Here is a 14,210-nt window from a genome sequence, read left to right as displayed (position 1 = left end):
ATTTACGTTACGTTATACTTAAGAAGATTTCATTAATTTGATTAAAATTAAACATTATGAAATTCTTTCACTTCAATTTTTTAGTTTCATTTAAAGAATGGCTTTTTCTAAGAGCTATGCAATCTACTTTTCTACATTAAAAACTGGAAAGTACTATTAAATGAATAAATTCGAGAACTCACAATTAAGCAAAGAACAATTTGGAGAAGATTTTCTTTGGGGAGTTTCTACAGCAGCGTTTCAAACAGAAGGTGCACATGATGTCGATGGCAAAGGTGCTTCTATCTGGGATGTTTTTACTTCCCAAAAGGGTAAAATAAAAAACGGCCATCATGCCATAAACGCCTGCGATTTCTACAACTTTTACAAAAATGATATTCAGTTAGTACGTGATTTAAACATACCTAATTTTAGGTTTTCCATTAGCTGGTCGCGAATCATGCCAACTGGTGTCGCTCCTATCAATCAGGCGGGTATAGACTATTACAACAACATTATCGATTTTTTACTTGAATGTAATATAACCCCTTGGATCACGATCTATCATTGGGATTTACCTCATGCTCTGGAACTTAAAGGCGGATGGACGAATCGGGAATGTGTTAAATGGTTTTCTGATTATACAGCTGTCTGCGCACAATATTTTGGGGATAGAGTAACCAACTGGATGGTCATCAACGAGCCATCTGTTTTTACAGGAGCCGGATATTTTCTTGGTATTCATGCACCCGGCAAAAAAGGTATTACCAATTACCTGAAAGCCATGCATCACGTAACGTTATCTACAACCGCGGGTGCCAAAATACTTAGAAACACATTGCCGAATGCCACAATTGGTACTACTTTTTCGTGTACATACATTGAGCCCGAAACCGAAAAGCAAAAAGATATTGAAGCCGCAAAACGCGTCGATACTTTACTTAACAGAACTTTTATAGAACCTATTTTAGGACTTGGATATCCACAAAGTGATTTGCCCGTACTCAAGAAACTCAAAAATTATATTTTGGACGATGATCTCGAAAAAATGGCTTTTGAATTTGATTTTATAGGTCTTCAATGTTACACCAGAGAAATTGTAAAACACTCCTTATTAACGCCTTATATTGGAGCTGAATTGGTGAGTGCCGAAAAAAGAAATGTTACCGCTACCCAGATGGGATGGGAAGTGTACCCGCCTGCTCTGTATCATATTATCAAAAGATTTAATGACTATAAAAGCATTAAAAAGATTATCATTACCGAAAATGGGGCCGCTTTTCCTGACAAAGTAACCAATGGAAAGGTATTCGATATCAGACGAACACATTTTATACAGGATAATTTAGAACAGTTGCTCAAGGCCAAAAAAGAAGGTTACCAGGTTGAAGGTTATTTTGTTTGGAGTCTTACCGATAATTTTGAATGGGCCGAAGGTTACAATGCCCGATTTGGACTCGTTCATATTGATTTTGAAACACAGCAACGTACCATAAAACAATCTGGTTTGTGGTTTCGTGACTTTTTAGCATAAAACAAAAAAACCTCTGAAATTCAGAGGTTTTTTTGTTACTTTTTGCTTTTCTTTTTCAAAAGTTTTCGCAATTTTTTCATTGCTTTCTTTTTTATTTTAGCATTTTTCTCTTTTATTTTCAGCTTTTTCTTCTTCTTTTTATCCTTTGCTTTTTCTTTCTGTTTTTCCTTCTGAGCCTTCTTTTTTTGAGCTTTAACTTTCTTTTTTTGCTTTTTAGACTTCTTTTTAGCTTTACCTTTCGATAGTGATTCTTTCTCCTCTTTTGCAGCTAGTTTGTCTTTCTTTTCTTTCTTTGTTTTTTTCTCATCTGCAACAAAATCTTCGGCTATTTCTAAAGACTCTGAAGAAGAAGACTCTGAATTTTCAGATGTAATTTCTTCTGAAACTATAACAGGCGTTTTTCTAACCGTTCTTTTTATAGGCTTTGCGTTTTCATTTATCGAATCCGGTTGTTTTTCAACACTTTCAGAAGCAATTGCATCTGAAGCAATTACCGTATTTTCATCTGAATGTACTTCCTCTTTGGCAACAGCTTCCTGTGTTGGATTTGGAACTATTTTTTTTCTTATCATGATCCTAATTTTATAATAAAACTTTATTTTAATTATTTAAAAATCAATAATATGATTAATTAATAGTTAATTAATCATTGATTTACTGTTATCAAAGATAAGAATTTAAAAAGATTCTCCAATGTTAAGCTTTTTTTCAAACCACTCGGTAAAGGAATTCCAGAAGCAATCGATATTATAACGGATATTATTGCCCAAGCTGACTTTTAACAAAATCATTTAATGCAGCACCATGAATATTTTTTGCCAGAATAACTCCATTTTTATCAATTAAGAAATTAAGCGGCAGCGCCTGAATCATATAACTGGAAACCACGGGCGAGCTCCAATATTTTAAATCTGAAACTTGTGTCCACGGAATCTTTAATTTTGCAACAGTTCCCGTCCATGCACTCTTTTTTGAATCTAAAGAAACACCGTAAATAGCAAGTTTTTCGGGATAAGTATTGTAGAGCTTTAGTAATTCTGGCTGTTCTTTGATACAAGGCCCGCACCAGGAAGCCCAAAAATCAATAAGCACCAATCCGCCACGCAAAGAAGATAATGCAACATTGTTTCCTTTAGCGTCTGGAAGGTCAATTTCAGGAGCGATATCACCCACATCAACTCCTACATTTTGCGCCTGAACATTTGTAAAAACACAAATTAAAAATCCTAAGATTAAGATTGCTTTTTTCATAATTAAAATACGTTAGTTTAGATAAATTGGGGCCAAATCAATTTTTTAATCGCACAAATATAAAAACTTATTGATGATAATATTCTATTCTATTTAAAGTCTCTTGATAATTTTTTAAGAATTAAGAGCACTACTGCCCTGTCTTAAAATTTTGCTAAATAAAATAGTTTAAATTGATATATCGGGAAAAGTCGATATATTTGCATCATGGAACATATAGAAATATTTAAGGCCTTGTCTAACAAATCCAGATTACAAATGCTGGAATGGCTCAAAGAACCCGAAATCAACTTTCCGGAACAACTCCAGCATGCAGGATTTGAACATGGAGTTTGCGTAGGACAAATACAAGCCAAAGCAGGCCTTACCCAATCGACAGTTTCTGAATATTTGTCGATTTTGCAACGCGCCGGATTTATAGAATCTACACGCGTTGGACAATGGACATACTACAAACGCAACGAAAGTGCCTTTGAAGCACTCAGTAAATTAATTCAATCTAATTTGTAAATTATTATGAGTACAACCAACTTATTTACGTCCTTTAACTTAAAAACATTACATCTAAAAAATAGAATCGTAATGGCACCCATGACACGTTCTTTTTCTCCAAATGGCGTTCCGACTGATCAGGTAGCCGAATACTATCAAAAAAGAGCAGAAGGAGAAGTAGGCCTGATTTTATCAGAAGGAACGGTAATAGATAGACCATCTTCCTCAAATGATGCAAATGTTCCTCATTTTTATGGAGAAGAATCCCTAAAAGGATGGAAAAAGGTAATTGATAAAGTTCACACCGCCGGAGGACAAATGGGGCCACAAATATGGCACATGGGAATTATGGACAATCACCATTCGGGATGGGTTCCGCCAGTTCCTTTTGAAGGACCATCAGGTCTAAATCGTCCTGATTTTAATAATGGTAACACTATGTCTGAAAAAGATATTGAAGCTACTATAATTGCCTTCGGAAAAGCCGCTGCTGACGCCAAAAGACTAGGTTTTGACACTATAGAAATTCACGGTGCTCACGGCTATTTAATTGACCAATTTTTTAGAGCAGAAACCAATTTGCGCACCGATATTTATGGTGGAAAAACATTGCCGGAACGCAATCGTTTTGCTGTTGAAGTTGTAAAAGAAATTAGGAAACAAGTGGGTAATGACTTTGCCGTTATCATGCGATTTTCGCAGTTTAAACCTTCTGATTACAATTATAAGCTAGCCAAAAATCCGCAAGAATTAGAAGCTTGGCTAACTCCCCTTGTTGATGCAGGTGTTGATATTTTGCATTGTTCACAACGTCGTTTTTGGGAGCCTGAGTTTGAGGATTCTGATCTTAATTTTGCTGGATGGGCCAAAAAAGTAACCGGGGCTCCTACTATCACAGTAGGTTCTGTGGGGCTTTCCTCTGATTTCTTTGGCGCTTTTGCTGGAGAAAGTTCTGAACCTACTTCTTTAGACGAATTAAACAGACGTTTCGACAGAGGCGATTTTGATTTGGTAGCTGTAGGAAGACCTCTTTTATCTGATCCAAATTGGGCAGCTAAAATAAAAGCTGGTAAAACTGAAGATTTAGTTGGTTTTAGCAAAGAAGCTTTGGGAGAATTAGTACTATAACTAATGCTTCGTCACTATATTATTTTCAAAACCTCTATTTTATTATTTTAAAATAGAGGTTTTTGCTTTTATTTATCAAGTAAAATAATAAAATCTAATAGTTGCTGTACGTTTAAAACGTAATCTGGTGTGGTGTTGGCGATTGCATTATTGGGCATAAAAGGCATTTCGGCCGATTTAGGATCCTGAATTACAATTGTTCCTCCTGCCTTCTGGATTGCTTTAATCCCAGCCGTACCATCAGTGTTGGAACCAGATAATAGAATTCCGACCAAGTCTGTTTGATATACCTCTGATGCCGATTCAAAAGAAACATCAATACTGGGTCGACTGTAATTTATTTTTTCGGAAGTATCGAGGGCAAGTATACCGTTTTTTTCAAACAATAAATGATAATTTGAAGGAGCAATATAAAGAAATCCCGCTCGTAAAGGCACTTTATCTTCTACAGAAAAAACGGGTATTTTTGACTTTAATTTTATTAAATTTTCTAATGCTGTATCGTCGGTACTTTTTCTATGAAGTACAATTACAATCGCAAACGAACGTACAGGAGGTAATTGAGGTAATATCTGTAATAAAGCCTGTAAGCTCCCTGCAGAACCGCCAATTATTACTACTTTGCATTTTTTTACTTTACTTTCCTCCATATTTTTTCCTGCCCTAACTGTTTGTACTTGGTCTGAGATATAGAATATTTTATGGTTTCTTTTGTCCCCAAAGCTAAAAAGCCTAAAATAGACAAACTTTCATCAAATAAATTAATAACTCTTTTTTGCAAATCAGTATCAAAATAGATGAGAACATTTCGGCATAAAATCATATCAAATTCATTAAAAGAATTATCTGAAACTAAATTATGCTGAGAAAAAACCATTTTTGATGCTAATTCTGCATTAAATTTAGCAATACCATAATTGGCTATATAATAACTTGAAAAATCTTCCTGGCCGCCCGCATCACGGTAATTTTCTGAGTATTCTTTCATCATTCGCAGCGGAAAAATACCTTTTTTTGCAGATTCTATAACCGTGGCATTTACATCTGTAGCGTATAACAATGATTTGTGCAGCAATCCGGCCTCTTTTAAGATTATTGCCATAGAATATACCTCTTCGCCGGTAGAACAGCCTGCGTGCCAAAGGCGAATGAAAGGTTTTGTCGCTAATATAGGTAAAATCTCTTTTCTTACCACAGCATAAAAAGAAGGATCACGAAACATCTCCGTCACATTGACTGTTATTTCGTCTATCATGCTTCTGTAATAGTCGGAATCAGAACGAACTTTGGACAGAAACTCATAGAAATTTTCAAATTCACCCAACTGATAAACCCGATTTACACGCCTTTTTAAGGAGGCCTTAGAATAACTTCCAAAGTCAAAACCATAATATTCGTAAATATCATTAATTAGGGTTTCTAACTCAATGTCTTCTATCATTTGTTTTAAATTTTGGATAATGCCAGAAGCAATTTATCAACATCGATAGGCTTTGAAACATAATCGTCTGCTCCTGCATCAAGACATTTTTCTTTATCTCCAGTCATGGCCTGAGCCGTCACCGCAATTACTAATACCTTTTCTCGCAAAGGGATTCTTTTAATTAATGGAATAGCATCATAACCATCCATTTCGGGCATCATCATATCGATCAAAATGGCATCAATATGCTCATCATTTTCTAATAATTTTAATGCATCTTCGGCACTCAAGCAAGACAAACAATCAAAAGATTTTGCACGTAATGTATTTACAAGAGCAAAAATATTTCTCGAATCATCGTCAATAATTAAGATTCGTTTTTTATTCATATCTGAATGCTTTATTAATTTTTATCATACAACCAAACTCGCAATAATGATAATAACTGGTCAATATCTACCGGTTTGGTAATATAATCTGAAGCACCGGCTTTTATACATTTTTCTCTATCGCCCGTCATTGCTTTTGCCGTTACCGCAATCAACGGCAAATTGATAAATTTTGGATTCATCCTGATCTTTTCTGCAGTTTCATAACCATCCATGTTTGGCATCATCATGTCTAACAAAACAATATCGGTATCGGGGTTTTCTTCTAATATTTTTATAGCTTCGTTTCCGTCAAATGCTGTAATAACATTCATTTTAAAAGCTTCAAGCGATTTGGTCAGCGAATAAATATTTCGAACATCATCATCTACAATCAAGACCTTTTTTTCATGCAGGACATTATTCAGCAAATGAAGTTTTTTATAACTTTCTTTGGCACCGTCTGTCACTTTCTTTTCTTCGACCAAATGCAGGAAAAGTGATACTTCATCGAGCATTCTTTGGTACGAATGGGCCGTTTTTACGATAATAGAATCAGCGTATTTCTTGATTTTTATTTCTTCCTTTATAGAAAGACTTTTACCCGTAAATACAATTACAGGAAGGTTCTCTAATCCCGGATTTTTCTTGACACCATCCAAAATCTGATAAGCATGTTTATCTGGAATTCCCATATCCAGAATAACGCAATCCACATCATTTTTATTCAAAGCTACCAAACCATCGGCTACTTCGCTTTTAATTTCTGAGTTGATATTGTATGTTTCTAAGAAATATGATAATGCTTTTGCATGTTTCGGATTGTCCTCTATAATCAAAACCTTTTGCGATTCTTTGCTGATAATATGTTCTATTCGCATGAAAACTTCTGGAATTTTATCAAAAGCGACTGGTTTATCTAAGAAATCTACAGCGCCTTTTAACAAACTTTCCTGCTTGAGTTTGTGAGAAGACATAATATGCACGGGAATATGTTTCGTTTGCATATTGTTTTTAAATTCATCCAAAACTTCCCAACCACTTTTTATCGGAAGTTCGATATCCAATAAAACACCTATGGGTTTGTAAAGAAGGGCAAAATTTAAAGCATAATCCCCTCTTACCGATACAATTCCTTTATATCCCTTTTGACGGCTAAAAGTTAATAATGACTTTGCAAAGTTAATATCATCCTCTACGATTAAAATTACTTTATCACCGAGCAAAATACTATCGCGATCATCCTCTATTTCCTCCGGAATTAGACTTGCAATGTATTTGTTTTTTAATTTTTTTAACTCTTCAAACTCTGTGTCGGTAATCTCTATAGGAGGCATTTTCTCATGTACGACTTTTTTAAGCGCTGAACCAAAAACGGGCAAACATAAGGTAAAACTACTTCCTTTTCCTTCGTCACTGTGCAAAATTATTTCTCCTTTCAACAACTTGGCCAATTCTCTACTAATAGACAACCCGAGGCCTGTTCCGCCGTATTTGCGTTTGGTAGAGCCATCTGCCTGCTGAAAAGCTTCAAAAATCAACGGTTGTTTGTCTAACGGGATTCCGATTCCTGTATCTTTTACGATAAAACAAATGATATGATCGTCATCATCGTTTATTTTTATTTCTAAACTTACCGAACCTTTGTCTGTAAATTTTATAGCATTCGAAATTAAATTTTTCAAAATTTGCTCCAGACGCATTTTATCTGTTTTAATGACAACTGGCGCTTCTTTTGAAATAATTTCGAAACCAATATTTTTTTCTTTAGCAACCTGAGTAAATAAATTAGATAAACTATCTGTTATTTCTTTGGTAGTAACATCTAAAAACTCAAGCTCCATCTTCCCTGCTTCGATTTTTGATAAATCCAAAATCTCATCAATCAAAGCCAGTAAGCTATTTCCGGAACTCTGAATCACCTTGGCAAACTCAATTTCCTCCTCATTCATGCCTTTGCTGTTATTTTCGGATAACAATCTGCTAAGCAACAAAATCGAGTTTAAAGGCGTTCTTAATTCGTGAGACATATTGGCCAAAAACTCTGATTTATAACGAGTTGTAACCTCTAAAGCTTCCGATTTCTTTTGGATTTCTGTGTTTTTTTCTTCTAATAAAACACTACGCTCAGAAAGTTCTTTGTTGGTCTGTTCTAATTCTTCTTGTTGCACTCGAAGTTCTTCTTCAGACGCCTGTAATTTTTCGGTCTGTACTTCCAACTCAGAATTTATGGCTTCTAATTCACTATGCTGAATGCGCAATTCTTCAGATTGAGATTTGGTTTCTTCTAATAATTCCAGAACACGTTTTCTGTTTTGTGTCGATTTTATCGCAATTCCGATATTATTCGAAATAATTCTCAAAAACTCCAAATGAAGTTCTGTAAAACCATAAATACTAACCAGTTCCAGTGCTCCTTCTACCCTATTGTCGAGCAAAGGAACTGCTACAACATGCGTGGGTTTTATCTCGCCCAAAGCATAATTGATCGGAATATTATCTGGAGACAATTCTTTTAGTTCTAAGACTTTTCCTGAAATAATAGATTGCCCTAACAAACCTTCTCCTTTTTGAATGCGCTCTCTGTTTTTGGTCGGAATGTTACAATATCCGGCTGTTGCCACAAGCTCATCGCCTTCTAAAACATACAAAACTCCTGCACTGCTATTCGTATAATTACATAAAAACTCAATAATATCTTTGGATAATTTATTCATTAATTTATCTCCCAACATCACATTATTTAGCTTCGCGATACCCGTCTGCATCCACTCTTTTTCTGATAATAAATTAAAAGATTTTTTTAGAGAAATCCCCATATTATTGAGCGATTCTCCCACATTTCCTAACGCATCAGATTTAGTATCGTCTATGCGAATGTCATAATTACCATTAGAAATATTGGTTGCTATGGCACTTATCGCCTCAATTCTTTGGGCAGTTTCTTTATTTTTTATTTCGAGTTCATGTTGCAAAAAAGCACGTTGATTAAAATCTCTTAAAATCCTGATTATAAAAATAATAGAAATAAAAAAAGCAACAAAAAAGGCTACTACAATGAGTACAAAACTATAATTACCATAGCGTTCAGAATTTTCATTTCGCTCTTTTAAAAGGACTTGTTCTGTGTTTTCAATACGTCTAAAATAATTTTTTAACTCTTCAATCATTCTTTTTCCTTCTGCAAGGTCAAAATCTGTGACTTTTTTATTAAGTTGTTTTTTTACAATTTGATTGTTTAAATATTTAAAAAAATTAAGGCGTAAGGGTTTTAAATCTTCCAGCGTTTTTTGCTGCAAAAGATTATCAATAGTCAGCTCTTCGAGTTTATCAAAATAGATGTTTGATTCTTTTTCTGCCTCATTGTATTTGGTCAAAAATTGATCTTCACCAGTAATTAAATAACCTCGCATATAGGATTGTGCTTCTGTGATGATCGAGGCACCTTCATTTAAATTATAAATAACACTTTGAGTATGATTTACCAAACTATTACTATTTAGTAAACTTCTGATACTCAAAAATGAAGCCGTAGAACTAATCGTCAAAATAAGCAATGAACCCACTGTGCTTATTAATAAATTTCTTTTAAAATTACTTTTCATAGACAGTAAATCAATTATTTATTATCATATTTTAATGGAAGCACCATAATAAAGCTCGCTCCTTTGCCTACTTGACTTTTGGCGGTTATGAGTCCGTTGTGTTTTTCCATTATTTTTTTGGCAATTGCCAAACCTATCCCCGTTCCTTCATAAGTTTGTCGGTCGTTGAGACTTTGAAAAATAATAAAAATTCGGTCTAAATAGATTTCGTCAAAACCAATTCCGTTATCTGAAACTATTATTCTGCAATATTCACCGTCGGGAGAAATTTCTGCATCAAATTCTTTGGTCTTTATCAGCTCTGAAGTGATTTTGATAATAGGAACCTCTTCATTTCTGGAAAATTTAAGCGCATTACCAATCAAGTTTTGAAAAACCTGTCGCAATTGACTCGGAATACTGTCTATTATAGGAAGCGCACCCGTTTTTATGATCGCTTTTTTTCGCTCTATCAGATAATCAAAATCAGAGAGTACTTCTTGTAAAACTTCATTAAGATCGGTTTTCTCGGGCTGAACCTTGGATGACAATCTAGAATAAGCAAGCAAATCGGTAATAAGAGTTTGCATTCTCTCTGCCGATTTTATGGTTCTGTCTACATAATCGATTGCTTTTTTATCATCAGTCAAATATAATTCTTTTATAATTTTGATAAAAATTTGAATCTTCCTCACTGGTTCATTCAAATCATGCGAAACTACCCATGCAAACTGCTGTAATTCATGATTTTTCAATTCTAATTCTTCATTTTTTAAAACCAGTTCTTTGGTTCTTTCGATGATTTTTATTTCGAGATTATCCTGAGCTTCTTTCCGAATTTTTATTTCCTTCGAAAGCAAATCTTTCATCACTTTCAACTCGTTTTTTTGCTCATAAAGTTTCAGGAATGTCTTTACTTTTAGAATAAGCAAATCAATATCAACCGGTTTTGTTACATAATCAACTGCCCCGGTTTCATATCCTTTAAAGATGTATTTTTTTTCGATATTAATCGCCGACAAAAAAATGACCGGAATATCTTTTGTTCTTTTATTTCCTGAGAGAATTTTTACTACTTCAAAACCATCCAGTCCAGGCATCTGAACGTCCATTATGATGAGGAAATAATTGGTCTTCAAAATTTTCTTCAAAGCCTCTTCACCAGATTCTGCAGTATCTACATTAATATCATGCAGCTCTAAAGTTTTTTTTAAGGCAATTATGTTGGCCCGAATATCATCTACAATTAATACCATTTTTTAGGTTAAAACGTTATGAATTAAATTATTTTAAAATAAAATTCGGTTCAATAAAAGTAATTTTGCTTCGGAACATTAAATTCACTTACAAAATAGTGTATAAGGCGCCAAATTTATAAAAAAAAAGTTAAGGATTGTTTTATTAGACTTCAAAAAAGTTACATAATTCCCACATTATGCTTAAAAAAACATCTAATATCCTTCACTTTTTTTAAACATCTTTTATTTTTTTTGAATTATTTATTTAAAAGAAAATATCTGATTTTAAACCCCAAACTTCTGATTTATAAAATAATCCAATCTAAAACTCATCCATTTTAAAACAAAAAAAACAGCTTTGCAGAGCTGTTTTTTCTAAAATTGAATAATATCGGAGGCTTTTTTAGCTAGCTAATTTCTGACTGTATAGTTTATGAATAGAAAAAAATTGTTTTTCTTTAAAAATACGGGGAAAATAATTTTTGCTGACCAATCTCGAGGCAGAAATTGCTTCTTGTAGATTGAAGTGCGATAATTTCTTTATTTCGGTGATTTGTCGGGTAGCAAGGCTCATAATAGGATCAAGCACTTTTAGATAATTATAACTATGTTGCGCTATCTCCATTTCGATGATGCTTTTTAAAATCTGCTTTTTTTTAAGCAAACCTCTGGCTATTCTTTTTTCAGAGACTGTTTTAAGTTCTTTCATTTTCATGGTGATTTTTGCGTTTTCAGTACCTAAATAAATGTAATTACCGGACTCGTTGGTAAACATTTTTTTTAGTTGTGAAATAAATACTGAATTTTCATTCTTCTCACAAATAGTAGGCACTACGATAAGTGAAAACTGAACTCTTTTATGACTTTCAAAATGCAAAACACTATTGATAGAAGCTGTGTTGCTCAAAATCCCGGATTGTTGTCTTTTAATGCTTTTTTTATCGCCATTAACACCAAAACTGTGTGTTAGACTGCCTTCTTCGCAATACGCAAAAAACACAGGAGCGGTCTGAATTGACTCTATACTTAGCGTAACATCATTATAAAAAACAATGTCAAAATGCATAAACGAAATTTCTTTGTCAAAACTCACACCACTGATGTTGCCTTGCGCAAATTTGGTTTTTATGGCCAAATTATGTTCGTTGTTGTTAGCCGTTAACTCGCCATCAAAACTTTCTTTAAGATCGGTAAAGATAGCATTGAATCCGCCTGTATTCAAGTATAGATTTTTCATGTTGATATGATTTAAACAAAGCGGTGCATAACTACTTTCATACACATACACGACTTCGATTTTGATTCATTATTTGATTATTCAAATTTCATACTTATTGCTAATCAATTCGTTATACAATTATCAGGATATCTTTCAAAATTAATAGGAAACTACGTTTTGTTTTTTCTATATAAAAAAACAGCTGCCTCAGAATCGTTCCGAAAACAGCTGCTTCCAACCAAATTGAAATTCATTACAATCGTTTATGATGATAGTTATGATAGTCTAATTTGATGTATTATGTAAGTTCATCAATATCGGCATTCTTAGAATAATTTTCTTCGGGAATGTCTTTAAAAAACTCTGCCTCTTCCAGATCAGCCATTGGGCCATACCCTATTAAATGTGTACCTCGTTTCTGATCCTTAGTGTTTATTGCATACAAAATAGACATATCATCAGGATCGCTCATGCCTTCGTAACGATGATGGGCTACAATAAAAATTTCGTCAGGCTGATAAGCATATTTGGTTTCAGAATCGACCAGGCATCCTTTATCAAACAAAAAATTGGTGGTGTATCCTTCGTTTTGATACTTCTCTATATAATTGACTTCGTGTTTTGAATATTCTTTTTTCATGATTATAAGGGTAAGAAAGTTATAAAAATGCACAACCGTAAGATTGTACATTTTAAGGTTTTAGAAAATTAATTTTCCTCTGCAGCTTCAAGATTTACGACATTCACAGCCACTTCTGTAAGTTTTTTGTCTGCGTCTTTTTCTTCGTCTAAAGTATGCTGCAATAATGTTGCAACTTCTAATAAGTTTAAAGTTTCGGCAAATTGTCTCAACGTTCCGTATGTGGCAATTTCGTAATGCTCTATTTTCTGACTCGCCGCTATAATGCCTGCATCACGCACCACGCCTATCTCCGTCTCTTCCATAATACCTTTTCCTTCTTCGATCAGTCCTGCCATCGCATCACATTTTTTAGCAACCGCTTTTTTTTCTATCAGACCAAAAATAGTTTCCAGGCGTGTTACCTGATCTTCGGTTTCGGTTAAGTGATTATTAAGTGCATCAATCAACTCGGGAGATGTAGCATTTTTTGCCATCAACGGAATTGCTTTTGTCAGTGCTTTTTCTGCCCAGTAAATATCTTTCAATCCGTCTTCAAACAATTCTGTAAGTCCAGATGCAGGAGTTGCTTTTGGTTTTGTATAAACGCTTTTTTTAGCGTCTTTTTTTGGAGCGCTTTTTTGTTTGCTTTTCGTTTCCATAATGACTGTTTTTTTTACATTAATATTTGATAAAAGTAGTCGGATTACTACGGATATTGTTATATCATTAAGTTCTTATTTTACATCCTAAACAGCTGTTAATTATAGAATTGACAATTAAAATTCTATAATACAACCCCTCCTGTTCTTGACTAGATTTGTAAAACACAAAACAATTAAAAACAAATTATCATGCAAACTACAACACAAAAAAACAGCATCTTAAGAGAGAATAGAGAAACTGGAAACACCCAGCCGACTCATAAAAACATCTGGCCGGAAAAAGCCAGCTATGATAAAGAAAAGGCAAAACATACTCCTACTCCTCAAAGCAATACAGAAGCTGCCGAGCTTGGTTATACGGTACGTAACAGTTACGATCCTAAACAGACTGATCTGGGCAAGGAGCAAATTACCAATGACGAAGACGATATGGAAGATTTAGACGATGATTTTCATACCGATCAGGATTTGCAACATGACGAAATAGACGAAGAGGATTTGGAAGAAGAAAATGACGAACTGGATAATCCCAGCAATGTTCTTGAGGATGATTTTGATGAAACAGAAGATTTAGAAGACCTTGATCAAGACGACGAAGACGAAGACGAAATGGAAGATGACGAAATGGAAGATGACGAAATGGAAGAAGATGATGCTATCGAAGAAAAAATTCCTGACAACGATCCCAGAAAATTCTAAAAGTTGTGGTA

The 14,210-nt window shown here is 34.1% G+C and carries 14 protein-coding genes; 4 read left to right on the top strand and 10 right to left on the bottom strand.

The annotated features are described in order from the left end of the window. Positions 1 to 160: 160 nt before the first annotated feature. Positions 161 to 1,513, top strand: coding sequence for a GH1 family beta-glucosidase (locus LNP22_RS12940; protein ID WP_229973820.1), 1,353 nt, complete (start codon positions 161 to 163; stop codon positions 1,511 to 1,513). 35 nt (positions 1,514 to 1,548) lie between these two features. On the opposite strand, the gene LNP22_RS12935 is transcribed toward LNP22_RS12940, so the two are convergent. Beyond that, positions 1,549 to 2,085 carry a hypothetical protein gene (locus tag LNP22_RS12935; protein WP_229973819.1) on the bottom strand — a complete coding sequence of 179 codons (537 nt, stop codon included), beginning with the start codon at positions 2,083 to 2,085 and terminating at the stop codon, positions 1,549 to 1,551. Positions 2,086 to 2,272: 187 nt separating this feature from the next. Beyond that, on the bottom strand, positions 2,273 to 2,764 hold the full coding sequence (locus LNP22_RS12930) for a TlpA family protein disulfide reductase (protein ID WP_229973818.1): 492 nt from the start codon (positions 2,762 to 2,764) through the stop codon (positions 2,273 to 2,275). 207 nt (positions 2,765 to 2,971) lie between these two features. Here LNP22_RS12930 and LNP22_RS12925 point away from each other — a divergent pair, with 207 nt between their 5' ends. Both LNP22_RS12925 and LNP22_RS12920 read left to right on the top strand, forming a co-directional pair. After that, positions 2,972 to 3,274: an ArsR/SmtB family transcription factor gene (locus LNP22_RS12925; RefSeq protein ID WP_210667029.1), complete on the top strand. Its 303-nt coding sequence runs from the start codon at positions 2,972 to 2,974 to the stop codon at positions 3,272 to 3,274. 6 nt (positions 3,275 to 3,280) lie between these two features. Next, positions 3,281 to 4,384, top strand: coding sequence for an NADH:flavin oxidoreductase (locus tag LNP22_RS12920; protein ID WP_229973817.1), 1,104 nt, complete (start codon positions 3,281 to 3,283; stop codon positions 4,382 to 4,384). Positions 4,385 to 4,452: 68 nt separating this feature from the next. Here the strand turns inward: LNP22_RS12920 and LNP22_RS12915 are convergent, their stop codons facing one another. From LNP22_RS12915 to LNP22_RS12880, 8 genes are all read right to left on the bottom strand, one after another. Beyond that, positions 4,453 to 5,034 carry a chemotaxis protein CheB gene (locus tag LNP22_RS12915; RefSeq protein ID WP_229973816.1) on the bottom strand — a complete coding sequence of 194 codons (582 nt, stop codon included), beginning with the start codon at positions 5,032 to 5,034 and terminating at the stop codon, positions 4,453 to 4,455. Beyond that, entirely contained in the window at positions 5,016 to 5,825 is an 810-nt protein-coding gene (locus LNP22_RS12910; RefSeq protein ID WP_229973815.1) for a CheR family methyltransferase, read from the bottom strand. The genes LNP22_RS12915 and LNP22_RS12910 overlap by 19 nt, the downstream gene beginning before the upstream one ends. Positions 5,826 to 5,830: 5 nt before the next feature. Further along, complete coding sequence (locus LNP22_RS12905; RefSeq protein ID WP_229973814.1) at positions 5,831 to 6,196, bottom strand: response regulator; 366 nt, start codon at positions 6,194 to 6,196, stop codon at positions 5,831 to 5,833. Between the two features lie 14 nt (positions 6,197 to 6,210). Then, positions 6,211 to 9,780, bottom strand: a complete 3,570-nt coding sequence (locus LNP22_RS12900) for a hybrid sensor histidine kinase/response regulator (RefSeq protein WP_229973813.1) — start codon at positions 9,778 to 9,780, stop codon at positions 6,211 to 6,213. Between the two features lie 14 nt (positions 9,781 to 9,794). Further along, positions 9,795 to 11,015, bottom strand: coding sequence for a hybrid sensor histidine kinase/response regulator (locus tag LNP22_RS12895; protein ID WP_229973812.1), 1,221 nt, complete (start codon positions 11,013 to 11,015; stop codon positions 9,795 to 9,797). Positions 11,016 to 11,400: 385 nt separating this feature from the next. Beyond that, a complete protein-coding gene (locus tag LNP22_RS12890) occupies positions 11,401 to 12,234 on the bottom strand; it encodes a hypothetical protein (protein WP_229973811.1) in 834 nt (277 codons plus the stop codon). A gap of 280 nt (positions 12,235 to 12,514) precedes the next feature. Further along, complete coding sequence (locus tag LNP22_RS12885; protein ID WP_229973810.1) at positions 12,515 to 12,856, bottom strand: hypothetical protein; 342 nt, start codon at positions 12,854 to 12,856, stop codon at positions 12,515 to 12,517. Between the two features lie 68 nt (positions 12,857 to 12,924). After that, positions 12,925 to 13,497, bottom strand: a complete 573-nt coding sequence (locus LNP22_RS12880; RefSeq protein WP_229973809.1) for a YciE/YciF ferroxidase family protein — start codon at positions 13,495 to 13,497, stop codon at positions 12,925 to 12,927. A gap of 192 nt (positions 13,498 to 13,689) precedes the next feature. Here LNP22_RS12880 and LNP22_RS12875 point away from each other — a divergent pair, with 192 nt between their 5' ends. After that, positions 13,690 to 14,199: a hypothetical protein gene (locus tag LNP22_RS12875; RefSeq protein ID WP_229973808.1), complete on the top strand. Its 510-nt coding sequence runs from the start codon at positions 13,690 to 13,692 to the stop codon at positions 14,197 to 14,199. The last annotated feature ends 11 nt before the right edge of the window (positions 14,200 to 14,210 follow it).

Origin of the sequence: Flavobacterium flavipigmentatum (genome assembly GCF_020911905.1) — a bacterium.
Taxonomy (GTDB): domain Bacteria; phylum Bacteroidota; class Bacteroidia; order Flavobacteriales; family Flavobacteriaceae; genus Flavobacterium; species Flavobacterium flavipigmentatum.
This window is presented reverse-complemented; position numbering and strand designations above follow the sequence as displayed.